Genomic DNA, 22588 nt, shown 5'->3' with positions numbered 1-22588 from the left:
ATAGGTCGGGCGCGCCCGAATAGATAAAAGCAGCGACAACAATCACGAGGCACCCACATGTTTGATCTGATCCTCAAAAATGCCAGCCTGCCAGATGGCCGCACCGGCATCGACATCGCATGCCAAAACGGCACGATCGCCGCCGTCGAGCCGAATATCACCGCCGAGGCGCAAGAGATGATCGACGCCACCGGCTACCTCGTCTCGCCCCCCTTTGTGGACCCGCATTTCCACATGGACGCCACCCTGTCGCTGGGCACACCGCGAATGAACACCTCGGGCACACTGCTCGAAGGTATTGCCCTGTGGGGAGAGTTGAAGCCAATCCAAAGCGTCGATGATATCGTCACCCGCGCCCTGCGCTATTGCGATCTCGCCGTGTCCATGGGGATCGGCGCGATCCGCAGCCATGTGGACGTCTGCGATAACGCCCTCACCGGAGTGCAGGCCCTGCTAGAGGTGCGCAATCAGGTGGCGCCATACTTGGACCTACAACTGGTGGCCTTCCCACAGGACGGCGTGCTGCGTGACCCAACCGCGATGGAGAATCTGATTCGTGCGCTCGACATGGGCGTCGATATTGTCGGCGGCATCCCGCATTTTGAACGCACCATGGCAGACGGGGCCGAGTCAGTCCGTTTGCTCTGTGAGATCGCTGAAAAACGCGGGCTGATGGTTGATATGCACTGCGACGAAAGCGACGACCCACACAGCCGCCACATCGAAACTCTGGCCTATGAGACCCAACGGCTGGGACTGCAGGGCAGGGTGGCCGGCTCGCACCTGACCTCGATGCATTCGATGGACAACTATTATGTCTCCAAGCTGATCCCACTGATGGTCGAGGCACAGGTCCACGCCATACCAAACCCGCTGATCAACATCATGCTGCAGGGGCGCCACGACAGCTACCCAAAACGCCGCGGCCAAACCCGCGTGCCCGAGCTGCGTGACGCAGGCATCACCGTTGGCTTTGGCTCGGACTGCGTGATGGACCCGTGGTATTCGCTGGGCCGCGCCGACATGCTGGATGTTGCGATGATGGGCCTGCATGTGGGGCAATTATCCAGCCGTGCCGATATGGCCTGGTGCTTTGATGCCGTGACCCAGAATTCAGCCGCAATCATGGGGCTGCAAGGCTACGGCCTGGAAAAAGGCTGCGCCGCCAATATGGTGCTGTTACAGGCCCAGGATCCAATCGAGGCCATACGTCTGCGCGCCACCCGTTTGGCCGTTATTCGGCAGGGCAAGGTGATCGCCCGCACTGCCACTCAAACCTCTGAGTTGTTGCTTCCGGGCAGGCCCACCGTTTTAAATCCGGCTGACTATGCGCCGCAACAACCTAGTCAGCGATAATCAGATTTTTGACCGCAGCAGCAACAGTGTCGACCAGCTTTGCCTGTTTGCGGATGTCAGCATCCGTGACCAGATTGTCCATCTGCTCAAACCGGCAATAGCGGTAGTTTCCCTGTGATGTGAACTTGTTGGCATCTGCCAGCACCACATTCTCGCGGGCGTTCTCCAGCATCGCGGTGGCGACCTCGGCCTCTTCCTGCACCGCGTTGGTGGCGCCGTGGGCATGGTCGATTGCTGTAGGCGAGACAAAAGCCAAATCCGCATGAATGCGCGAGATCTCTCGAACAGTCTGCTGCCCCGAGGTGGCAAAATCAAACACGCTCAAATCTCCGCCTAGCAGGGTCACTCGACTGGAACTGCGATTGGCATGATAGTCTTTTTGTAGCTGTCGCGCAGCCTCAAGCGAGTTGGTGATCACGTGAAGCCCGGGAATGCTGGCCAACTGGCGGGCCAGAAAAATGGTGGTGCTGCCGGTGTCAAAAAAGATTACCTTGTGTTCGTTGATCAGGTCACAAGCCGCCCGAGCAATGGCTTGCTTTTCTTTAACCTGCAGCTTGGACCGCACATCCAGAGGCGGCTCAGTACGCGCATCAGCCGAAACCGCACCGCCATGCACTCGCCGCAATAATCCGAGCGCGTCCATGTCCAACAGATCCCGCCGTACTGTCTCACGCGACACCGACAGGGCCTCGACCAGATGGTCGGTGGTGACGCTCTCCATCTCGTCGAGCAGTCGGAATATGCGTTGATGTCGTTGGTTTTTCCACATGGCTCTGCTCGTGTCAGATATCTTGCAAGAGGTCCAGAGCCGCCCGGTGCAGCTCTGGCGTTGCCGCTGCAACCACCCGTCCGTCCGAACCTTGATGAAGGGCCTTACCTTCCCAGTCGGTGATAATTCCACCCGCACTTTCCACCACCGGGATCAGCGCGAAATAGTCATATGGCTCCAGCATGGCCTCGACCACCAAATCCACATGACCCGAGGCCAGCAGGCCGTAGGCGTAACAGTCCCCGCCAAATCGCGGCACAGCGGTGCTAGTCAGCAGGGTTTCGATTTTGGCTCGGTCTTTGGGCTCAAAATACAAAATATTGGTGGTGTAAAACCGCGCTTGCGCCAATTCGTTGCAATCTGAAACCGCGCATTCCTGCGCCACACCGCTGCTGTCCACAAAACTACAAGATTTTCCACAAACCCCCAGCCATCTCTCGCGAATCGCGGGCACATCAATCAGCCCAATTTCAGGTTTCTGGTCTTTTAACTTGGCAACCAGTGTCCCCCAGATGGGCCAGCCAGTGATAAAACTCCGGGTGCCATCGATGGGATCAACCACCCACAGGTCATCGGAATCCAGATTGTATGACCCAAATTCTTCCCCCAGAAACCCATGCGATGGATAGGTCTTCTCGACCATCTCGCGCACAAACTTTTCTACGGTCCGATCGATCTCAGTCACCGGGCTATGATCGTTTTTACTTGTTATCTCAATGTCTTTTCGGAATCCGGGCAGTGAAATTAAACGAGCCTGATCCGCAAGATATCTGGCGAATTCTATGGTGTCGTCCAATGTAGCTTGGTTTTTGGTCATGGCGGTTTCCCAATGTTGCCGGATAGGCCGGGGCGCGTCGGGCGCGCCTTGCCGTACGAACAAAATGCATCAGTCTATTATTTGTGCAGACTAAAATAGAAAAGCACATTTTTGCAAGAAAACATAGAAAAACACAAAAAGACAAGTTAGGCTGATGTCACAAGGGGTGAAATCCCCATCAGATAACGACGGTATATGAGGAGATCTTAAGTCGGTGAGGTTGCGAAGTGGCGTCTTGGAGCTTGGGACAGATCTGCATCAACATCGTCGCAAGGTTGGAAAGCTAAAGGGCGGTCAATGTGTATCCATAGGTTCCGGTAATGAAGTTGTAGGTTTAATCGATTTTTCTTGTGCCAAAAACCTGCCAGAGTAACCGGGGCTTCACAGAGACATTACAAAGGGATGATCAACAATCCCGCATGAAGTTCTTGAAGACTAACAGAGGAGACTGAAAATGAGACTGAACGTATCTAAGATTACGTCGCTTGTGGCTGGTGCATTGCTTGCCACGTCTGTTGCTGCGGAAACCGAACTGACTGTTTACACTGCGGTCGAGGCCGAAGATCTGGCCCGCTACGCTGAAACCTTTAACGAGGCTCACCCAGACATCAAAATCAACTGGGTGCGCGATTCCACTGGTATCATCACTGCCAAGCTTTTGGCCGAACGCGACAATCCGCAGGCCGATGTGGTCTGGGGGCTTGCTGCAACATCGCTGCTGCTGTTGAAAGCCGAAGGCATGCTTGAAAGCTATGCACCAGCCGGTGTGGAAAAGCTGGATGCCAAATTTGTGGACGGTGACAACCCACCAGCATGGGTTGGTATGGACGCCTGGGTAGCTTCGGTTTGCTATAACACGGTTGAGGCTGAGAAGGTTGGCCTAACACCGCCCACGTCGTGGCAGGACCTGACCGACCCGCAATACGCAGGTCACCTGATTATGCCAAACCCGAACTCGTCGGGTACCGGCTTCCTGGATGTTTCCAGCTGGCTGCAGATCTTTGGTGAAGAAGGTGGTTGGGAGTATATGGACGCGCTGCACAACAATATCGCACGCTACACACACTCCGGTTCTAAGCCGTGTAAACTGGCTGCAGCAGGTGAAATCCCAATTGGTATTTCCTTTGCTTTCCGTGGTGCCAAATCCAAAGCTGCTGGTGCACCTCTGGAAATCATCGTGCCAAGCGAAGGTGTTGGTTGGGACATGGAAGCCACTGCGATCGTAGCTGGCACTGCCAATCTCGAAGCGGCGCAGACACTGGTTGACTTCACAGTCACCAAAGCTGCCAACGAGATGTACAACACCGGTTATGCGGTTGTTGCCTATCCTGGCGTTGCCAAGCCTGTTGCCCACTTCCCCGAAGGTCTGCTGGACAAGATGATCGACAACGATTTCGAGTTCGCAGCCAACAACCGGGCTGACATCCTGAAAGAGTGGCAAGAGCGTTACGACGGCAAGTCGGACCCCAAGTAACTCAATATTGGGTGAGGGGCTTTTGTCCCTCACCATCCCAATCCCTCACATTTTTCCGACAATGTCAGGTGGCTTATAGCGTTTCGATTTTAATCTGAATCAAAGGGTATCACTTAACGCGTTGAAATCTTTGATTTCAGGCAGCGTTGAGGGATCCAGGTTAAATCGACAACGCTTTGGCTGCGACTTGTCGGCCCGTGCGCAAGGCGCAGACCGAAGGACCAATTCCGTGACGCAATCAGCATCTGGCGATCTCTACCTGAGCATCTCGAACCTGTGGAAAGCCTTTGGCGAATTCCTGGCTTTGAAAGACATTTCCCTGGACATCAACGAGGGCGAATTCATCTGCTTCCTTGGCCCATCGGGCTGCGGCAAAACCACCCTGCTGCGTGCCATCGCCGGGCTGGACCTGCAGACCAAAGGCACAGTTATGCAAGACGGCAAAGACGTGTCGAACTTGCCACCCTCGGAACGGGACTTTGGCATCGTGTTCCAGTCTTACGCGCTGTTCCCCAACCTGACGATTGAAAAGAACATCGCTTTTGGGCTGGAAAATACCGGCCGCGATAAGTCCGAAATTGCAGTGCGAGTGCATGAACTGCTCGAACTGGTGGGCTTGCCCGAACAGGGCAGCAAATACCCGGCACAACTGTCGGGTGGCCAACAACAACGTATCGCCTTGGCCCGTGCCATCGCCACCAATCCCGGGCTTCTTCTTCTGGATGAACCCCTGTCAGCGCTGGATGCCAAAGTACGCGTCCATCTGCGCCATGAGATCAAGGAATTGCAGCGTAAGCTGGGCGTGACAACTGTAATGGTGACCCATGATCAGGAAGAAGCGCTGACCATGGCCGACCAGATCGTGGTGATGAACCAGGGGGTGATCGAACAGGTCGGATCGCCAACTGAAATCTACCGCGAACCGGCCAACCTGTTTGTCGCGGACTTCATCGGTGAGATGAATCAGCTGCCCGCCACTGCGCGGGGTAGAGCGGGCATTTCCATCGGAGCCGACAGTGATGTCGTCAAAAGCCAGCAACACCATTTCGCGGATGGAGAGACCATCGTCGCCGCGATCCGTCCCGAAGATGTGATCCCCCATGCCAATGGCTCGGGTACGCCTGATGAGACAGACGTTATTGGCGATCCGGAAAACGTCTTTACCGTGCTGATTGCCGAAATGGAGTTTCTCGGCTCCTTCTGGCGCTGCCGGTTGCAGAATGAATATTTTGGCGACTCTGAACTGATTGCTGATCTCTCGATCAACGCCGTGCGCCGGTTTGAGCTGGAGGCAGGCAAGACAATGGTGGTTGAGCTGCCACAAGACCGTCTGATGGCCTTTCCCCGCCCGGAGGCAAACTGATGAGCACGCCTTCGACCAATATCTCCTCGATGCCTCCGGGCCCCGAGATTAAAAGCAAGCTGAGCCGCGATGACATCATCATGCGCAGCGGCATGGTTATCATTGCGCTGTATCTGGTGGTGACACTGGCCTTCCCGCTCTACGCTATGTTGTCAAAATCCTTTTCAACCTATCGCTTTGACCTGTCGCAATACGAAATGCAGGTCTCGGACGAGGCGGGCGTGTTTGACGGCACCATCCTGAGGCCACTGGATTTGAATACCGCCACCGGTGCCTTCACCGAGGAAGACTTCAGCGCAAGCTCTGACAGTCGCATGCCGGTGACCAAACTGTTCCCTAATTTCAGTTTCCGCAGTCCAGTTATGTACCAGATCCGCAATGCCGAGCCCGGTGGGCGTTTCTTGGTAGGCTCCACTCTGCACAACGATCTGGAATGGGTCACGCTCGACAGCAACACTTTCCGCCGGGTGCAATTGCGGCCGGTGAAATCCACTGGGGTTGATAACTTCGTCAACTATTTCTCGACCCCGGCCTTGTTCAACTCGATCAAGAATTCGCTGTTCATTGCGGTGGTCAGCACCATTGTCACCGTCACGTTGGCTTTCTGGTTTGCCTACGCCCTGAACCGCAGCTGTATGCGCTTCAAGGGGGTGTTCCGTCTCATCGCCATGGCCCCGATCCTGGTGCCATCACTGCTGCCGGGTATCGCACTGGTCTATCTGTTTGGCAATCAGGGTATGCTCAAGGAACTGCTGTTTGGTGCCAGCATCTATGGCCCCATCGGCATTGTTATCGGCTCGGTGTTCTTCACCTTCCCGCATGCCTTCCTGATCATTTCAACCGCGCTGGCGATCTCTGATGCACGGTTATACGAGGCGGCAGTGTCCCTGCGTGCCACCCCTTGGCGCACTTTCTGGACCGTCACCATCCCCGGAGCCCGCTATGGTCTGATCTCGGCCAGCTTTGTGGTGTTCAACCTTGTCATCACCGACTTTGGCCTGCCCAAGGTGATCGGCGGTCAGTTCAACGTGCTGGCGGTGGATATCTACAAGCAGGTGATCGGCCAGCAGAACTTTGAAATGGGGGCGGTGGTTTCCGTTGTCCTGATCATCCCGGCGATCTTTGCCTTTGCCTTGGATCGATATGTGCAAAGCAAACAGGTGGCAGCCCTGTCGGCGCGTTCTGTTCCCTATCAGCCCTCTCCAAATACCAAAGCAGACCGGATCTTCTTGATCTACTCCTGCGTCGTTGCTCTGTTTATTGTCGGCATCCTTGCGGTCTGTCAGTTTGCTGCGCTGATCAAGTTCTGGCCCTATGATCTCAGCCTTTCGCTGAACAACTATCAGTTCGATAAGATGGATGGTGGCGGTTGGGGGTCTTACTACAACTCGATCAAGCTTGGCCTGATCACCGCAGTTGTCGGGACCGCAGTCATCTTCTTTGGCGCCTATCTGGTGGAAAAATCCAAAGGTTTCCGGGTGGGGCGGTCGCTGTTCCAGATGATCGCGATGCTGCCGATGGCCATTCCCGGAATGGTCTTGGGCTTGGCTTATATCTTCTTCTTCAACAACCCATCCAATCCGCTGAACATCATCTACGGAACCATGGCAATCCTTGTCATCTCTGCTGTCACCCACTTCTACACAGTGTCCCACCTTACGGCTGTAACAGCGCTGAAACAGATGGATCGTGAATTTGAATCGGTGTCGGCCTCGCTGAAACAGCCAACTATGAAACTGTTCAGCCGGGTCACGGTGCCAGTTTGCATGCCTGCGATCCTGGATATCTCGATTTATCTGTTCGTCAACGCGATGACGACGGTGTCGGCGGTGGTGTTCCTGTACTCTCCCAAAACCTCGCTGGCCTCGATTGCGGTGTTGAACATGGATGATGCAGGCGACATCGCGCCAGCGGCCGCAATGGGGATGATGATTTTCTACACCAACGCTGCGGCCCGCATCCTGCACCAAATCATATCCAAGGGCATCCTGCAGCGCACCCAGGCATGGCGCGCAAGATAGTCGTTACGTGCTGGTAACGAGTGCCGCCCTCCGTGCCTTTTGAGTAAGGGGCGGAGGGTTTTCTTTACCCCTGCAAATTACGAGCACAGTCCATAAAGGCGCGGATCACGCGAACATCACGACGCTGACCCAGATGCACCAGCGATTCACCCATGCTGATATCTGTGTCTTCAATGATCAGCGGAACCAGCCTCTCATCATGGCCAAACTCGGCCCTTGAAACAAAGCCGATGCCAGCCCCCGAGGCCACAACCTCGCGCACCGCCTCGCGGCCTTCAGCCTCGATCACCGGGGTTAGGGTGATGTTCTTCTTTGCCGCCTCGGTGACCAGTTTCTCGCGTGTTTTTGAGCCCTGTTCGCGGAAAATCAGTGGCATTTCCGACAGTTCCTTCAAGCTCACCGATGTCTTGCTTGCAGGCAGGAAATCAGCGCTGGCAAAGCCGATGATCTCGGTTGCACCCAGATCCAGCCCTTCCATGTCCTTGCCCGGTGTGGTGCTGCCCGCAACGCCAATCTCAGCATTATACGAACGCAGCTCTTCCAGAATATCGCCGGTGTTGCCAACCCGCAGGCTGACAGTGACCTTGGGATATCGCGTGCGAAAAGCGCTTAGAATGTCCGTCACGTGATGCGCTGAATCGGCGATGATACGCAGGCTGCCATCAATCGAGGCACTGCTCTCGGACATATAGTCGTGGATCTGCTGCTCAATCTCGAAATACTGCTTGGTCATCAAAAACAGCTGTTCACCCGCCTCGGTCAATCGCACCCGTTTGCGCTCGCGGTGGAACAGCAGCACGTCGTTTTCCTGCTCCAGTTTGCGCACCTGTTCGGAAATCGCGGGCTGCGTCAAAAGCAGTTTTTCCGCCGCCCGTGAAAACCCGCCCAACAGGGCTACGTAGTGAAACGCCTTAAGCTGGCTATGGCGCATAACCTACCTCCAAGTTGCATAGGTTGAACCTATAGTCTGATCGTTTTTTGCAATTTTACATATAGACCATCATGCCGCATTTGTAACCTAGAAACGAGAGTTCGGAGACAACAATGACCAGCCAGAACTGCGCGATTGAATCCCCCCGATTGGGTGAGCCTTATCTGCTGACGCCGGGGCCATTGACCACCTCGTATGCCGTCAAAGAGGCCATGCTACGTGACTGGGGCAGCTGGGATGATGACTTCCGCGCTATGACTGTTCAGTTGCGGCGCAAGCTGCTGGCGATGCTGGGGCAGGGCGCTGATGAGTTCGACTGCGTTCCCATGCAAGGCAGCGGCACTTTCTCGGTCGAGGCGATGCTGGGCAGCTTTATCCCCCGCGATGGCAAAGCCCTGGTTTTGGCCAATGGTGCTTACGGTCAACGCACCGCAGAAACCCTGGCCTATCTGGACCGCGATCACGTGGTTCTGGACAAGGGCGACTACCTGCCACCCCGTGGGGACGAGGTTGCCAAGATCCTGGCGGATGATCCGGCCATCACTCATGTGGTTGCGATTCACTGCGAAACCAGCTCAGGCATTCTCAACCCGATCGAAGAGATTTCCGAGGCCACCTATGCCGCCGGGCGTAAACTGCTGGTGGACAGCATGTCCGCCTTTGGCGCATTGCCGCTTGAGGTAGGCCAGATCCGCTACGAGGCGCTGGTGTCTTCGGCCAATAAATGCATCGAAGGTGTGCCCGGCTTTGGCTTTGTCATCGCTCGCAAGTCCGAGCTTGAGGCCGCCAAGGGCAACTGCAACTCGTTAAGCCTGGATGTGCATGAACAATGGGCCACAATGAACAAGACCGGCCAATGGCGCTTTACCCCGCCAACCCATGTGGTTGCAGCCTTCCTTGAGGCGCTGCGCGCGCACGAGGCGGAGGGCGGAGTAGAGGGTCGCGGTGCGCGCTATACCAACAACCGTGATGTGATGGTGTCAGGCATGCGCGAGCTGGGCTTTGAAACCCTGCTCAAAGATCGCTGGCTGTCGCCGATCATCGTCACTTTCTTCTGCCCGGCAGACCCGAACTTCGTGTTTGGTGACTTTTACAATCTGATGAAATCCAAGGGGTTTATTATCTACCCTGGTAAACTTACGGTTGTGGAAAGTTTCCGCGTTGGCTGCATCGGGCAGATGGATGCAAATGTGATGCGGCAGGTGGTTGCCGCAGCCAAAGACTCGCTGGACGAGATGGGCGTGAAATCCGCAACGCCCCCCGCCCGGGCACTGGAAGAACGCGCCATATTGGCGGCCTGATTACGCAAAGGAAGACCTATGACTATTCAATCCCCCGTTACTGCCAATGGCCGCACATATCCCACACCTAAGGTGACCGCGATTGCGATTTGTCTGGATGGCTGCGAGCCGGAATATCTGGACAAGGCCATCGCCGACGGCCTGATGCCAACCCTGAAACGCATGCGCGAAACCGGCACCGACCGGCTGGCCCATTCGGTAATCCCGTCATTCACCAACCCCAACAACCTGTCCATCGCCACAGGCCGCCCGCCATCGGTGCACGGTATCTGTGGCAACTTCCTGTATGAGCCGGAAACCGGCGAAGAAGTGATGATGAACGACGTGCGCTTCCTGCGCGCACCAACCGTGTTCTCCAAATTCTACGAGGCCGGCGCCAAGGTGGCGATTGTCACCGCCAAGGACAAACTGCGCGCGCTGCTGGGGGCTGGGCTGTCGTTCGACGATGACCGCGCCAAGTGCTTCTCGGCCGAGAAATCCGATACTTCGACTGCTGCTGAACATGGCCAGGCCGAAGCCAGCAAATGGTTGGGTATGCCCCAGCCTGAGGTTTATTCAGCTGATCTGTCTGAGTTTGTCTTTGCTGCCGGTGTAAAGCTGCTGGCCGAGTGGAAACCGGACGTGATGTACCTGACCACCACCGACTATGTGCAGCACAAATATGCGCCCGATGATGCAGACGCCAAGTCGTTCTATGAAATGTTCGACAAGTATCTGGCCCAGCTCGATGAAATGGGCGCAGCCATCGTTGTGACCGCCGACCACGGCATGAAGCCCAAGCACCTGTCCGACGGGTCCCCAGCCGTGATCTATGTTCAGGACGTACTAGATGAATGGCTGGGCGAGGCTGCGGCCCGCGTCATCCTGCCGATCACCGACCCTTATGTGGTTCACCATGGTGCGCTGGGATCTTTTGCCACCGCCTATCTGCCTGAAGATGCGGACCGCAACGACATTGTTGCCCGCCTGCAAGCGATTGACGGCATCACTCATGTGCTGACCCGTGAACGCGCGGTTGTAGACTTTGAAATGCCCGCCGACCGTATCGGCGACATTGTGATGGTCTCGGGTGAAAACATCTGCCTGGGCACATCCGAGCACCGCCATGATCTGGCCGCGCTTAAAGAGCCACTGCGCAGCCATGGTGGATTGACCGAACAGGTTGTCCCCTTCATCGTCAACCGCAAGATTGATCTGGGCAGCATGCCGGATCTGCGCAACTTTGATGCGTTTTTCTATGCCACCACAGCGGCGGCGCTCTGATATGAAGGATAACCAGTCCATGGCAGACAAAATTGAAGTGCGCCACGAAGGTATGCGCATTGGTGGGGAAAAGGTGTTCACCGATGACGTGGTCGAGGTGCTTTACCCCTATACGGACGAAGTGATCGGAACGGTGCCTGCGGGCACCGCCGAACATGCGGCCCGCGCCTTTGAAATTGCGGCCAATTACAAATCCAAACTCACCCGGTACGAGCGCAGTCAGATCCTGCAGCGTGCGGGTGAGCTGATTGGTGAACGTCGCGATGATCTTGCTAAATGGCTGACACTGGAGCTGGGCATCTGCCACCAGCACGCCCTGTATGAAACCAAGCGCGCGCAGGACGTCTATCAGTTTGCCTCACATCAGGCGCTGAATGACGATGGCGAGATTTTCTCCTGCGATTTGACCCACAACGGCAAAGACCGCAAGATTTACACCAAGCGGGAACCTGTGCGCACGATTTCGGCGATTACGCCGTTCAACCACCCGCTCAACATGGTCAGCCACAAGATCGCCCCGTCGATTGCCACCAACAACTGCATGGTCTGCAAACCAACCGAGCTGACCCCGCTCACCGCGATTGCGCTGGCAGATATCCTGTATGATGCGGGCCTGCCGCCGGAAATGTTCCAGATCGTCACCGGTCTGCCTCAGGACATTGGTGACGAGATGATCACCAATGATAATATCGACATCATCACCTTCACCGGTGGCGTGCCTGTGGGCAAAATCATCGCCGACAAGGCAGGCTACAAACGTCAGGCGCTAGAGCTGGGCGGCAATGACCCACTGATCGTCTGCAACGACCTGACTGACGCCGATCTGGAAAAGGCGGCAACTATTGCAGTGGCAGGTGCCACCGGCAACTCGGGCCAGCGCTGCACCGCGATCAAGCGTATTCTTGTGCAGGAAAGCGTCGCCGAAAAGTTCGTGCCGCTGGTGTTGGAGAAAGCCAAAAAAATCAAATTTGGTGATCCGCAGGACCCGGAAACCGAACTGGGTTGCGTGATTCATTCACAAGCGGCTGAGCTGTTTGAAAACCGTGTCTACCAGGCCGAAAAAGAAGGGGCGAAAATCCTCTATCACCCCGGTCGTCAGGGCGCATTGCTGCCGCCGATTGTGGTTGATCACGTGCCCCATGGAAGCGAACTGGTGATGGAAGAAACCTTTGGCCCGATCATTCCAATCGTGCGGGTGTCGGATGATGATGCCGAGGTGATGGCGATTTCGAACTCAACCGAGTTTGGCCTGTCCTCGGGTGTTTGCACCAACGACCTGAACCGTGCGATTTCCTATATCAACGGGCTAGACGTGGGTACCTGCAACATCTGGGAACAACCCGGCTATCGCATCGAAACCTCGCCTTTTGGCGGCATCAAAGATAGCGGTAATGGCGTCAAAGAGGGCGTGACCGAAGCGATGAAGTTCTTCACCAACGTCAAAACTTACTCGTTGCCCTGGCCAAACTGATACAGAATCTCTCCCCGACTGCGGGGCCTGTCATGGGCCCCGCCTTTTTCCACACTACTGGTCGAGGCATCATGACACCCCAGATCGTACACACCGAAGGGGAGTCCAATACCTCGGACGCCCGCAAAGCCTGGCTGAAAAAATCCATCGGCCCCAAATCCAAACCTCTGCTGGACCGCGACGCTGATGCCTTTCTGCATCAAAGCCTGTCCAGCCCCTGCGTCAGCACCATCGCCAAGGCGGATGGCATCTGGATCGAAGATAAAGACGGTCGCCGGTTCATGGATTTCCACGGAAATTCCGTGCATCACATTGGCTATGGCCACCCCAAACTGGTCGCCGCAATCAAGGCACAGCTGGATGATCTGCCCTTTGCCCCACGTCGGTTCACCAATGACCCGGCGGTAGAGCTGGCTGAAAAACTGGCTGAAATCGCCCCCGGCGGCCTAAGCAAAACCCTGTTCACCACCGGCGGATCAGATGCCAACGAAGTCGCCCTGAAAATCGCCCGTGCCGCCACTGGCCGGTTCAAAACTGTCTCGTTCTGGGATGCCTTCCACGGCGCAGGTCTAGGTGCCGCTTCGGTTGGCGGCGAGGCAACCTTCCGCAGCCATATCGCTGGGCCATTGCTGCCGGGCTGTGAACATGTCGCCCCCTTTGCCTGCTATCGCTGCCCCTATAACCACGCGGGGCCGGATGTCTGTGGCTTGGCCTGTGCCAAGATGGTCGATTACGTGCTGGAACGCGAAGGCGACGTGGCCGCCGTGATCGCCGAGCCGATGCGCGCGGTACCTTTTGTCCCCCCCACAGGTTTCTGGAAGTCCGTCCGCGAGGCCTGCAACCGCCATGGTGCGCTGCTGATCATGGATGAAATCCCCACCGGGCTAGGAAAAACCGGCAAAATGTTTGCCTTTGAACATGATGACATCATCCCCGACATCGTCACTCTTGGGAAATCGCTGGGTGGTGGCATCCTGCCCATTGCCGCCTGTGTGGCCCACAAGGACCTGGATGTCTGCGGCGACTTTGCCATCGGCCATTACACCCACGAGAAAAACCCGGTCACCGCCCGCGCCGCCCTGACCACATTGCAGATCATCGAGGAAGAGGGCCTTGTTGCACGTTCCGCCGAGCTGGGTGACTACGCCATGCAACGCCTGCAAAATGAGCTGGCCGATGTGCCAACCGTCGGCGACATCCGTGGCCGTGGCCTAATGTTCGGGGTTGAGATTGTCGAGGATCGCGCCGCCAAAACACCGGGCAACAAACGCGCCGAGCAGATCTATTATGCCTGCCTTGAGGCCGGGCTTAGCTACAAGATCTCACAGGGTTGCGTTTTGACGCTATCTCCGCCACTAACCATCTCGCGCGCTGATCTGGATCGCGCGCTGGATATCGTCATCTCCGCCATCAAGGAAGTCCCTGAGTGAGCACAACCACTGTCCTGATCGTCCTGAGTGCAGCATTTCTCCACGCATTCTGGAACGCGGTCGTCAAAGGGGCAGGGGACAGAACAATCACTCTGGGTCTGATCGCACTGGGCCATGTGGTGCCCGGCATTTTCCTGGTGACGATGTTTCCCTCACCGGGCTGGGATGTGGTGCCCTATGTGATTGCGTCAACAGTGATCCACTGGGGATACTATTTCCTGTTGAACGTGGCCTATCGGCTGGGTGATCTCAGCATGATCTACCCCATCACCCGAGGGCTGTCGCCGGTGCTGATCGCACTTGGGGCACAGTTCTGGCTGGGTGAAACCCTGCCTGTGCTGGCTTGGATCGGCGTGGTCATCACCTCGCTGGGCGTTCTAATCCTGACCAAGGGCATCGTGCGCGGTGGCATGTCGCGCACAGGGGTGATGGCTGCAATGGGGGTTGCGGTGATCGTAGCCTCTTATTCACTGGTCGATGGCGCAGGTGTGCGGCTGGCCGACAATGCCTTGGGCTATATTGGCTGGCTCTACATTTCCGAGCTGACAGTAGTATTGTTTGTCTTTGCAACCCGCTGGCGGCGTCTGCTGCATATGCCGCTCAAGAACTGCATGCTGGGTTATGCCGGTGGCGTGCTGTCAGGCGTGGCCTATGGGCTGGTGCTCTATGCCAATACCGTGGCCCCACTGGGCGTAGTCTCGGCTGTGCGCGAAACCTCGGTCATCTTTGCCGCGATGATCGGTGTGATGTGGTTTGGCGAAGGCCCCAAACGTCGCCGCCTGCTGTCGGCGATTGTCGTGGCCATTGGCATCATCTGCATCGGGCTGACCCGCTAAATCACAGCCTGTCTAGTCTAAGACGTTTCCCCCGACGGCACGCCGGGCAGCACCCACCTCGGTCGGGCGCTGCCCTTGGTGATGATCTCTCGCCAAACTGGATGCTGGAATGTGGCTTGTTCAGTTAAAAAGAGTCGAAATCCCCAAAAATCACTGTAGTTTCAAAAGGGAGCCGACCAGCGATCTGAAATGGCCGAGGAGACCCGCCCTTGCGTTTGGCAACAGTGATGTTTGATGGCAAACCCCGCGTGGTCGCCGCAATGGAGCGCGGAACACTGTTGGATCTGGCGCAATCCGCCAGCTTTTTGGGGCAGGACGCCTCTGCATTTACCGACATGCTGTCGCTGATCAACAGCGGCGCCGCTGGTTTGGATCAAGCGGCTGAGTTGCTGAAACTGGCACCGGGTGCCGCCTGCCTACACGACGAAGAAGTCTCGTTTCGACCGCCGATCATGCCTGTGCAATACCGCGATTGTCTGGTGTTCAAGGAGCACTTGGAAAACAGCTTTGCTGCCGCCGAACGCCTAACAGGGCGCGGCTTTAACATTCCCAAAGTTTGGTATCGCCAACCGATCTATTACAAGGGCAACCGGATGTCGTTCATCGGCCATGGTGCTGATGTGATCTGGCCCAGCTATGCCGAGCATCTGGATCTCGAGCTGGAACTGGCCATTGTCATTGGTACACAGGGCAAAGATATCAGCGCCGAGACAGCAGCGGATCACATATTTGGCTATACCATCCTCAACGATATGTCTGCTCGCGATGCGCAAATGGCAGAAATGGCCGGACAGCTGGGCCCGGCCAAGGGTAAGGATTTTGACACCGGCAATATTCTGGGCCCCTTTATCCTGACGGCAGACGAGGTGCCACATCCGGCGGCGCTGATGATGCAGGCGCGGGTCAACGGGGAGCACTGGGGCAGTGGCAACAGCCGCGACATGCACCATGACTTTGGCGCCATTCTGGCCCATATCTCAGCCTCGGAAACGATTTATCCGGGTGAGGTGATCGGGTCTGGTGCCGTGGGCACTGGCAGCGGGATTGAGGTGGGCAAACGCCTGAGCCCCGGCGACCACTTCGAGCTTGAAATCGAAAGCATCGGGGTGTTGGCCAACAGGATTGTCAAAGACGTCTAGGCGGATCTCTCAGGGCTTGGGGTGGAATTTGCTGAGTTTGCCTTATTTTCTTAGCTGAGCAGAATAGTTTCATGCCCGGAGGAAAATATGTTCTCACGCCGTACATTCATGCAAACAACTATTGCCGCAGCTGGAAGCCTAGCTGTCACGCCTGTTGTCGCCGCCGCTGACAATCACGTGTTTTCCTTTGTCTTTGGCGCGATCACACTGACGCCAATTTCCCATGCCTCCTTGGTTCTGAATACACCGATGGGCGTGGTCTATGTGGATCCAGTTGGGGACCCAGTTCAATACGCTGGCTTGCCTGATGCGGATTTGGTTCTGATCACCCATCATCATGGCGATCATTTGAACAACGACACCTTAAAAGCGGTGATGACCGACACCACAACTCTGATTTCCAACAAAGGCGCGCGGGACAAGATGAACTTTGACCTATCCCCGCGTGCGCAGGTGATTGGCAATGACGAGAAAGCCCGCTTTGGCCACATCGGGATCGAGGCGATCGCCGCCTACAACACAACGTCGGACCGTTTGAAATATCATCCCAAAGGCCGTGATAACGGCTATGTGCTGACGCTGGGCGGGGCAAAGATCTATCTGTCGGGCGATACAGAAGACGTGCCGGAAATGCGCGCACTCCGGGATATCGATATCGCGCTATTGTGTATGAACCTGCCGTTCACCATGGATATCACCGCCGCCGCCAGCGCGGTGAACGAATTCAAACCCTCGGTGGTGATCCCTTACCACTATCGCGGCAAGGACGGTGGCACCCAGGATCCGCTTGCCTTTGCCAAATTGCTCGACAGTGCAATTAAGGCCGAACAGGGGGATTGGTATGGCAAAGGCAAGGGAATGATCTGAGGTAGGGAGCGCGCTTTATTCCGGGGGGATGTAATCGCCTTCAAACTTTTTCAGATCATCGGCTATCTTGTACCAATCTGGCTTAGAGGTGGTGTGAATATGGATCGAAGGCCGCACTTTGGGGTCATCATCCAAAGCCGAGGCAGCAATGACATAGATATCACCCGTTGCCAGGTCTCCCAGAGCCGTGCCACAGGTCTTACAAAAACACCGATCAAACTTTGCATCAGGACCTGCACCATACTTGGCGATTTGATCGTGACCTTCGGTGATTTCCAAATCATCAGCTTTACCAATCAGAAACGCAGAAAACACGCCTGTTGATTTGCGACATCTGGAGCAATGACAATAGCTCAGCGACGATGGCTCGCCCGATATCTGAAATTTCACGCCTTGGCACAGGCAGCTTCCCTTGATCATTTTCTGTCCTAAAGTTGGTGGGTTTGGATGGGAACATATAGTGAACAAAAATCTTGCGCAAGAGCTGCGAGCATGAACTGGCACCAAGGTGCGAGAAATGATTTTCAACACACAAAAGCCCTTGAAGAGTGGCCGGGGATGGCATCAAGTGTGCAACGCCGACCGCAGAATTTAGGCCTACCTGTTGCCACCGTGAACAAAGAAGTCCGAGATGTTTGAAATACGCCCCGCCACCCAGGTCAGCTTTGACCAGCTACACCTGACCATGCTGGATGCCTTCTCGGATTATTCGGTGCCGATGAAACTGAGCCTTCAGGATTTTGAGATGATGATGCGTCAGCGCGGGCTGGATCTGGAGAGCTCACGCGTTGCAATTGTCGATGGCGAGGTTGCCGCCGTCTGGCTGACCTCGATACGGGGGGATAAGGGGTACTTGATCTCGAGTGGAACCCGACCGCAGTTCCGGTCTCGTGGCTTGGCACGCGCTATGGCTGAGGATTGTCTGGGCCATTTGCGTGGCCTCGGCATTTGTTCATTCCAGTGTGAAGTCCTGCGCGATAATGAAGCCGCAGCAGGGTTGTATTACTCACTGGGTATGACACAGAACCGACTGCTGGATTGTTATAGCCTGCCGATTTTGCAACAGGATACGCCAGCCGCAAACGGTTTTACCAAGACCCACTGGCAAGACATCGCCGCGCAGGTTGCTGAGGTTCGGGACTGGACACCGTCGTGGCAAAACGACGATGACTCGATGCTGGCCATTGGGGATCAGCTAATTTGCCTTGCGTCGTATGACGGGGCAAAGCTGCAGGCCTATGCCGTGGTCGGCGCCCAATCGGGGACGGTTCATCAGCTGGCAGTTCATACTTCTGCGCGTGGACAAGGGCTAGGAAAACCCTTGCTTACTGCGGTTCAACGCCAATTGCCCGATACACCCTTGCGGCTGATCAATGTGCAGCAGGAAGATCGGGTGTTTCAGGGGCTTATGGCATCCCTTGGCGCAACCGAGACTGCTGGGCAGTATGAATTGCAAATGACATTGCAATGAGTTCCGACACACACGAACAGGTTCTGGACGGCGGCAATATCAACTCGGTTGTTCGGGTTGGCGACTCGGTGCGGCGATTTACGGGGCCCCAGAGCGACACCATTCACCAGTTTCTGCTGCACCTAGAGCAGAAGAATGTTCCAGCCCCACGAGGGTGTGCCCAAGGCCATTGTAGATTTCGACCTCTGCGGCCCCGGACCTCGCACTCGCGACTTGGCCTATCTGTCCTATTGGATGACTCCGCTGTCGTTTGGGGCCGAAGATCTTTGTGAGTATTCCAAACAGGACCTGGATCGTGGTAGTCAGAGACTACAACTGCTTTGCCAGACCTATGGAGGCCAGGCTCCACAGGAAGTTCTGCCGATGGTCTCAGACGTCCTGCACCATATGGGCGACAAAAACTCTGTCGCAGACATGGTCGGAGCCGAGGCCGCCAACCGGCTTCAGGCAGAAGGGCACCTAGACCACTGGTCCCGCGAAGTGCAGGCCTTTGACGGTATGTTCGAACGGCTGATGGTAAACTTGTCGTGCTAGACATACCAATCTCAAGACGCCCACTTTGGTAGAACGAAACGACGTCCATCTAGAACGTGTTCAATCGCGGAACAAATGCCTGGCTATTCGTTACGTGGCATGACGGTTGGGAGGGGTTCGCTGCGCTTGCCTTTTTGCCGTCCTCGTCTGTATTTGCTCTGGTAATCACGTCTCTGTTTGGTGATCTCATACAGAACAATTCCCGAACTTGTTCCCAAATTGAAGCTTTCGATTATTCCAAACATAGGGATTGCAACACACATCTCACTGCGCTCAACGGCCATCTCGCTGATGCCGCGTTTTTCGTTGCCAAACCAAACCGCGAGTTTGGTGTGTTTGGTAAAATCTCCTTCGTGCAAATAGACGTTGGTTCTGCCTTTGATATGAGGAGACGTAACCACTGAAGCGAAGTTCTGTTCTTCCAAATGGTCTAGGCAAGCCTGGGTGCTGTCAAACCGCTTTACAAAGGTCCATTTGACCGCAGAGACCGAGGTCTTTGAAAGGGATTTGCGCTCGCGCATTTCTTGCCAGTCATCAGGAAGCGCCTTGCGTGGGTCCACAATGTAAACCTTCTCTGCACCCAGAGCATTTACGTTTCGGATGACGGTGCCGATATTTTTGATGTCCGCTGGATCTTCGATCACTGCAATTAGATTTTTGCAGCGAAAATCCTTGATCGCGTCCGAGCGCTCGCGGACGGACGTTCTTACTTTTTTGTTCTCAGTATTATCCATGGGTACTAATAAACCGCGCCAATTATCGTTTCGTTTGTAATGTCTTATGTAGGTATTGCGGCCTATTAACAGAAATGCAACGCGCGTCAGCGTGAGTTTGCGGTACGAATAATTATCGACGCAACAGATAGATATCCATGATCCAGCCATGATCTGCACGGGCTCTGGCACGGGTTTTGATGATCTGCTCGGAGACATCGCTCAGTTGCCCGGAAATCAGGATCTCTTCTTTCATGCCAGCATAGGCCGACCACCAGATCTGTACGCCAGTAGGATCAATGCTCTGGAATGAACATTCGCCATCCAGCATGACAACCAGAGTATTGGCACTGTCGGGCCAGCCGTGATCGCGCAGTTGACGGCCTGTGGTGATTGTGAACGGCGCGCCGATTTCGTTGACCGGGATCGCGTGGGATGCAGTCAGAGCCTGGATCGAGGTGATGCCGGGGATCACAGTCAGGTTGATGTCTTGCTGGCGCTGCAAACGATCGGCAATACGCATGGTACTGTCGTACAGCGATGGATCACCCCAGACCAGAAAACCAACCTTGCCACCATCGGGCAGGTGCGTCTGAATTTCTTTCGCCCAGACCAGCGCAATCGCATCGTGCCAGTCGTCGACCCTCTGGTGGTAGTCGACGGTCTTAGGGTCGCGGGTGGGCAAGCCGAACTCGACGAGTTTGACATCGGTGTTGGTAATGACTTGATCGCAGATCTCACGTCGTAAACCGGCCAGATCATCTTTGCCCGCGCCTTTGTTGGGGATAAGGATCAGATCAACCGCGTTCAGGGCGTCTATGGCCTGCAACGTTAGGTGCTGTGGGTTGCCGGTGCCGATACCAATTAGGGTGAGGTCGATCATTGTTAGGCTCCAAATGTGGGAAGATGTTTTAGGAGTTGTGTCCGGCAACGCCGTGCAGCGCCTTCCCCGGGGAAGGCGCTGTGCACCTCCCCAAGGTCAGGCGCTGACCATGATCTTATTCGACTTGCAGCGAAACCGAGGCCTCGACGGGCGCACCATCGACCATCAGCGGGCTATGGCTGTTGGCGTTCAGCGAAACCTTCACTTCGACGTCACCCTTGGGCAGGTCACCGATGTGCAGCCAGTTGCCGTACAGGCGACCCAGCTTGGTGCCGTTGATATAGACATGCGCGTGGCCTTCACCGTCGGCGTCCTCTTTCGAGGCGTTCTCGGGCGAGAAGTGGAAGTTCTTGGGCATGACGTGCAAGTTCCAACCCGCCATCGGGTCTTTGGTGAGCTTGACTTCCAATCCTGGGGCATCCTCCCCGGCGGGCAGGTTTACAGCCGAAGCGTGATCGTGGCTGGCCATTTCGGCCTGCATTTCCATGCCGGCGTGTTGCGACGGATCGCTGTGATCATGACCTTCGAAGGTCACGCCATTGCCAGCGGCAATCACAAAACCAGCGCCGCCACCAAAGATCAGACCAATGGCAAAAAGTGCGAGTGGGCGGGACATTTTCGTCCTCCATAAAGTAAAACCCCTCCGCCGTTTCTGGCGAAGGGGGAGGTAAGCTTGTTCAGGCTGAGGCCTCGGCGCGTTGACCTTCGACTTGCCAGAAGTATCCGGCAAAGGTGCCAACCAGGGCCCAGGCGGCCAGACCAACGCCAAAGGCGCGGGCGGCAAACAGGGCACCGATCTCGGTTGGAACCGGACCAGCAAAGGTATCAGGCTCAGGTGCACCAACCAGGTGCGGTGCCATCAACAGGGCTGCTGCGATCAGGTAGCTGATCTTGTTGGTGCCAAAGGCAATCAACCACATGGCAGCAGCTGCGGTTGCCACCGTTGCGCCCCACCAAACCTGACGGTCGGCAACATCCGCTGCGGCAACGCCTGGAACTTCGGGCGCAAGCGTAAAGCCTGGTGCCAGGTGGAAGGCGATAAAGCCAGCCAGGCCCCAGAGCAGCCCGGTGCGGGCATTGATCTCGGCACCTCGCGTTTCGGCCATGGACATCAGCGCCACCAAAACCAGCGTGTAACCGGTATAGGTCAGCATGGTGAACACGATGCTTAGCCCGTCGCGCATGGCGTCAAAGCCGGGCAGCTCGGGATGTGCGGACACAGGTGTACCGCCGAAATGCACCAACTCACCGGTCTCATAAAGCTCGGCGTGGAGCAGAACAGGCTGCACGAATACCAACTGCAGCAGGGCGGCAATCAACCCTGCTGCAGCACCAGCGAACAACGCGCTGGTTAAAATGCGGCTATACATTGGTTAGTGGCAGGGGAAGCCAGTTGCGTGACGCACGTCATGTGCGGCGTCATGCAGGGCGGCTGCCTGTACGTGGCCGGTTAGGGTGATCACACCCAGGCCCAGAACAATTGCGAAAACAGCTGGCAGGAAACGGGATCCGGCGGCGGCAGCGTTCAGTGTTTTAGTCGTCATATTTTCTCTCCTTACCGTCACACCCGACGGCATCAATTTGCGTTCCATACGGCCGGTCTCCTGACTCGTGGGTCACAGCCAACTTTCCCCTTCCCACCGGGCCGTTGCCCGACAGTGGTTTGGAAAGCCGCTCGCCACTCACAGTCGCGGGGGCGGTTGAGGTCTCGGCGCCGCGATTGGGTCCGCCGTTCCTCATTCCCGTTTCAGTCCTAACGCTTTGCGCTGTGCGGACACCATATCACGCCAATGTGCCCGATGGGGTGGTGCAGGGTCAAGTTTGAAACCGACGGTTTGGGAGGGTTGTTGCGACTTATCCTTCCATTACCGGGCATTTAGCCCGGACGTGAGGACGGGCAGCGCCTGACCTTCCCCCCGGGAAGGCGCTTTGCACCTCCCCAAGGTCAG

The 22588-nt window shown here is 56.1% G+C and carries 22 protein-coding genes and 1 riboswitch; of the genes, 13 read left to right on the top strand and 9 right to left on the bottom strand.

Features of this window, described 5'->3' with window-relative positions; translation table 11 throughout:
• Nucleotides 1-57 precede the first annotated feature (57 nt).
• Complete coding sequence (locus AC2T28_RS13210) at nt 58-1356, top strand: amidohydrolase family protein (RefSeq protein ID WP_486749456.1); 1299 nt, start codon at nt 58-60, stop codon at nt 1354-1356.
• On the opposite strand, the gene AC2T28_RS13205 is transcribed toward AC2T28_RS13210, so the two are convergent.
• Both AC2T28_RS13205 and AC2T28_RS13200 read right to left on the bottom strand, forming a co-directional pair.
• Nucleotides 1343-2125, bottom strand: a complete 783-nt coding sequence (locus tag AC2T28_RS13205) for a DeoR/GlpR family DNA-binding transcription regulator (RefSeq protein ID WP_486749455.1) — start codon at nt 2123-2125, stop codon at nt 1343-1345. The two genes, AC2T28_RS13210 and AC2T28_RS13205, sit on opposite strands and share 14 nt — an antisense overlap.
• A 13-nt stretch (nt 2126-2138) precedes the next feature.
• Entirely contained in the window at nt 2139-2942 is an 804-nt protein-coding gene (locus tag AC2T28_RS13200; RefSeq protein WP_486749454.1) for an inositol monophosphatase family protein, read from the bottom strand.
• A gap of 454 nt (nt 2943-3396) precedes the next feature.
• On the opposite strand from AC2T28_RS13200, the gene AC2T28_RS13195 reads away from it, so the two are divergent.
• From AC2T28_RS13195 to AC2T28_RS13185, 3 genes are all read left to right on the top strand, one after another.
• The gene (locus AC2T28_RS13195; RefSeq protein ID WP_486749453.1) at nt 3397-4416 is read left to right on the top strand and encodes a putative 2-aminoethylphosphonate ABC transporter substrate-binding protein; all 1020 of its coding nucleotides are present in this window, start codon (nt 3397-3399) and stop codon (nt 4414-4416) included.
• Between the two features lie 229 nt (nt 4417-4645).
• Nucleotides 4646-5779 (top strand): putative 2-aminoethylphosphonate ABC transporter ATP-binding protein, encoded by a 1134-nt coding sequence (locus AC2T28_RS13190; RefSeq protein WP_486749452.1) that lies wholly within the window; start codon nt 4646-4648, stop codon nt 5777-5779.
• Nucleotides 5779-7800 carry a putative 2-aminoethylphosphonate ABC transporter permease subunit gene (locus tag AC2T28_RS13185; RefSeq protein ID WP_486749451.1) on the top strand — a complete coding sequence of 674 codons (2022 nt, stop codon included), beginning with the start codon at nt 5779-5781 and terminating at the stop codon, nt 7798-7800. The genes AC2T28_RS13190 and AC2T28_RS13185 overlap by 1 nt, the downstream gene beginning before the upstream one ends.
• Before the next feature lie 64 nt (nt 7801-7864).
• Here the strand turns inward: AC2T28_RS13185 and AC2T28_RS13180 are convergent, their stop codons facing one another.
• Nucleotides 7865-8731 carry a LysR substrate-binding domain-containing protein gene (locus AC2T28_RS13180; RefSeq protein ID WP_486749450.1) on the bottom strand — a complete coding sequence of 289 codons (867 nt, stop codon included), beginning with the start codon at nt 8729-8731 and terminating at the stop codon, nt 7865-7867.
• 113 nt (nt 8732-8844) lie between these two features.
• On the opposite strand from AC2T28_RS13180, the gene AC2T28_RS13175 reads away from it, so the two are divergent.
• From AC2T28_RS13175 to AC2T28_RS13145, 7 genes are all read left to right on the top strand, one after another.
• A complete protein-coding gene (locus tag AC2T28_RS13175; protein ID WP_486749449.1) occupies nt 8845-10032 on the top strand; it encodes a 2-aminoethylphosphonate--pyruvate transaminase in 1188 nt (395 codons plus the stop codon).
• 18 nt (nt 10033-10050) lie between these two features.
• Nucleotides 10051-11295 (top strand): phosphonoacetate hydrolase, encoded by a 1245-nt coding sequence (phnA, locus tag AC2T28_RS13170; protein ID WP_486749448.1) that lies wholly within the window; start codon nt 10051-10053, stop codon nt 11293-11295.
• 19 nt (nt 11296-11314) lie between these two features.
• Nucleotides 11315-12766, top strand: coding sequence for a phosphonoacetaldehyde dehydrogenase (gene phnY / locus AC2T28_RS13165; protein WP_486749447.1), 1452 nt, complete (start codon nt 11315-11317; stop codon nt 12764-12766).
• A 71-nt stretch (nt 12767-12837) separates the two neighbouring features.
• Nucleotides 12838-14196, top strand: coding sequence for a (R)-1-hydroxy-2-aminoethylphosphonate ammonia-lyase (pbfA, locus tag AC2T28_RS13160; protein WP_486749446.1), 1359 nt, complete (start codon nt 12838-12840; stop codon nt 14194-14196).
• Entirely contained in the window at nt 14193-15032 is an 840-nt protein-coding gene (locus AC2T28_RS13155; protein WP_486749445.1) for an EamA family transporter, read from the top strand. Before pbfA ends, AC2T28_RS13155 begins: the two co-directional genes overlap by 4 nt.
• 209 nt (nt 15033-15241) lie before the next feature.
• A complete protein-coding gene (locus AC2T28_RS13150) occupies nt 15242-16171 on the top strand; it encodes a fumarylacetoacetate hydrolase family protein (protein WP_486749444.1) in 930 nt (309 codons plus the stop codon).
• Nucleotides 16172-16258: 87 nt separating this feature from the next.
• Nucleotides 16259-17038 (top strand): MBL fold metallo-hydrolase, encoded by a 780-nt coding sequence (locus AC2T28_RS13145; protein ID WP_486749443.1) that lies wholly within the window; start codon nt 16259-16261, stop codon nt 17036-17038.
• 15 nt (nt 17039-17053) lie between these two features.
• Here the strand turns inward: AC2T28_RS13145 and AC2T28_RS13140 are convergent, their stop codons facing one another.
• The gene (locus AC2T28_RS13140; RefSeq protein WP_486749442.1) at nt 17054-17458 is read right to left on the bottom strand and encodes a GFA family protein; all 405 of its coding nucleotides are present in this window, start codon (nt 17456-17458) and stop codon (nt 17054-17056) included.
• Between the two features lie 211 nt (nt 17459-17669).
• Here AC2T28_RS13140 and AC2T28_RS13135 point away from each other — a divergent pair, with 211 nt between their 5' ends.
• A complete protein-coding gene (locus AC2T28_RS13135) occupies nt 17670-18509 on the top strand; it encodes a GNAT family N-acetyltransferase (RefSeq protein WP_486749441.1) in 840 nt (279 codons plus the stop codon).
• 135 nt (nt 18510-18644) lie between these two features.
• Nucleotides 18645-19043 (top strand): hypothetical protein, encoded by a 399-nt coding sequence (locus AC2T28_RS13130; RefSeq protein WP_486749440.1) that lies wholly within the window; start codon nt 18645-18647, stop codon nt 19041-19043.
• Nucleotides 19044-19126: 83 nt separating this feature from the next.
• Here AC2T28_RS13130 and AC2T28_RS13125 read toward each other — a convergent pair whose 3' ends face one another.
• The 5 genes from AC2T28_RS13125 to AC2T28_RS13105 all read right to left on the bottom strand — a co-directional run bounded on the left by AC2T28_RS13125 (nt 19127) and on the right by AC2T28_RS13105 (nt 22183).
• Nucleotides 19127-19927 (bottom strand): TrmH family RNA methyltransferase, encoded by an 801-nt coding sequence (locus tag AC2T28_RS13125; RefSeq protein ID WP_486749525.1) that lies wholly within the window; start codon nt 19925-19927, stop codon nt 19127-19129.
• The gene (gene cobF / locus AC2T28_RS13120; protein ID WP_486749439.1) at nt 19890-20639 is read right to left on the bottom strand and encodes a precorrin-6A synthase (deacetylating); all 750 of its coding nucleotides are present in this window, start codon (nt 20637-20639) and stop codon (nt 19890-19892) included. Before cobF ends, AC2T28_RS13125 begins: the two co-directional genes overlap by 38 nt.
• A 115-nt stretch (nt 20640-20754) precedes the next feature.
• Nucleotides 20755-21255, bottom strand: a complete 501-nt coding sequence (locus tag AC2T28_RS13115) for a hypothetical protein (RefSeq protein WP_486749438.1) — start codon at nt 21253-21255, stop codon at nt 20755-20757.
• Nucleotides 21256-21316: 61 nt separating this feature from the next.
• On the bottom strand, nt 21317-22009 hold the full coding sequence (locus AC2T28_RS13110) for a CbtA family protein (protein ID WP_486749437.1): 693 nt from the start codon (nt 22007-22009) through the stop codon (nt 21317-21319).
• Nucleotides 22010-22012: 3 nt separating this feature from the next.
• Nucleotides 22013-22183 carry a CbtB domain-containing protein gene (locus AC2T28_RS13105; protein WP_486749436.1) on the bottom strand — a complete coding sequence of 57 codons (171 nt, stop codon included), beginning with the start codon at nt 22181-22183 and terminating at the stop codon, nt 22013-22015.
• A 33-nt stretch (nt 22184-22216) separates the two neighbouring features.
• A riboswitch (cobalamin riboswitch) is annotated at nt 22217-22436 on the bottom strand.
• Nucleotides 22437-22588: the final 152 nt, after the last annotated feature.

The organism is Parasedimentitalea nitratireducens (assembly GCF_057444295.1).
Note: the sequence above shows the minus strand (reverse complement) of the source record. Positions and strands in the feature narration are given on the sequence as shown.

Bases quoted from the DNA above. Each gene is read 5' to 3' on its own strand.
- AC2T28_RS13110 (WP_486749437.1), bottom strand. From the start codon at position 22,009: ATGTATAGCCGCATTTTAACCAGCGCGTTGTTCGCTGGTGCTGCAGCA.
- pbfA (WP_486749446.1), top strand. From the start codon at position 12,838: ATGACACCCCAGATCGTACACACCGAAGGGGAGTCCAATACCTCGGAC.
- AC2T28_RS13200 (WP_486749454.1), bottom strand. From the start codon at position 2,942: ATGACCAAAAACCAAGCTACATTGGACGACACCATAGAATTCGCCAGA.
- AC2T28_RS13130 (WP_486749440.1), top strand. From the start codon at position 18,645: ATGTTCCAGCCCCACGAGGGTGTGCCCAAGGCCATTGTAGATTTCGAC.
- cobF (WP_486749439.1), bottom strand. From the start codon at position 20,639: ATGATCGACCTCACCCTAATTGGTATCGGCACCGGCAACCCACAGCAC.
- AC2T28_RS13105 (WP_486749436.1), bottom strand. From the start codon at position 22,183: ATGACGACTAAAACACTGAACGCTGCCGCCGCCGGATCCCGTTTCCTG.
- AC2T28_RS13140 (WP_486749442.1), bottom strand. From the start codon at position 17,458: ATGATCAAGGGAAGCTGCCTGTGCCAAGGCGTGAAATTTCAGATATCG.
- phnA (WP_486749448.1), top strand. From the start codon at position 10,051: ATGACTATTCAATCCCCCGTTACTGCCAATGGCCGCACATATCCCACA.
- AC2T28_RS13205 (WP_486749455.1), bottom strand. From the start codon at position 2,125: ATGTGGAAAAACCAACGACATCAACGCATATTCCGACTGCTCGACGAG.
- AC2T28_RS13195 (WP_486749453.1), top strand. From the start codon at position 3,397: ATGAGACTGAACGTATCTAAGATTACGTCGCTTGTGGCTGGTGCATTG.
- AC2T28_RS13185 (WP_486749451.1), top strand. From the start codon at position 5,779: ATGAGCACGCCTTCGACCAATATCTCCTCGATGCCTCCGGGCCCCGAG.
- AC2T28_RS13125 (WP_486749525.1), bottom strand. From the start codon at position 19,927: ATGGCTGGATCATGGATATCTATCTGTTGCGTCGATAATTATTCGTAC.
- AC2T28_RS13145 (WP_486749443.1), top strand. From the start codon at position 16,259: ATGTTCTCACGCCGTACATTCATGCAAACAACTATTGCCGCAGCTGGA.
- AC2T28_RS13180 (WP_486749450.1), bottom strand. From the start codon at position 8,731: ATGCGCCATAGCCAGCTTAAGGCGTTTCACTACGTAGCCCTGTTGGGC.
- AC2T28_RS13175 (WP_486749449.1), top strand. From the start codon at position 8,845: ATGACCAGCCAGAACTGCGCGATTGAATCCCCCCGATTGGGTGAGCCT.
- AC2T28_RS13210 (WP_486749456.1), top strand. From the start codon at position 58: ATGTTTGATCTGATCCTCAAAAATGCCAGCCTGCCAGATGGCCGCACC.
- AC2T28_RS13135 (WP_486749441.1), top strand. From the start codon at position 17,670: ATGTTTGAAATACGCCCCGCCACCCAGGTCAGCTTTGACCAGCTACAC.
- phnY (WP_486749447.1), top strand. From the start codon at position 11,315: ATGGCAGACAAAATTGAAGTGCGCCACGAAGGTATGCGCATTGGTGGG.
- AC2T28_RS13115 (WP_486749438.1), bottom strand. From the start codon at position 21,255: ATGTCCCGCCCACTCGCACTTTTTGCCATTGGTCTGATCTTTGGTGGC.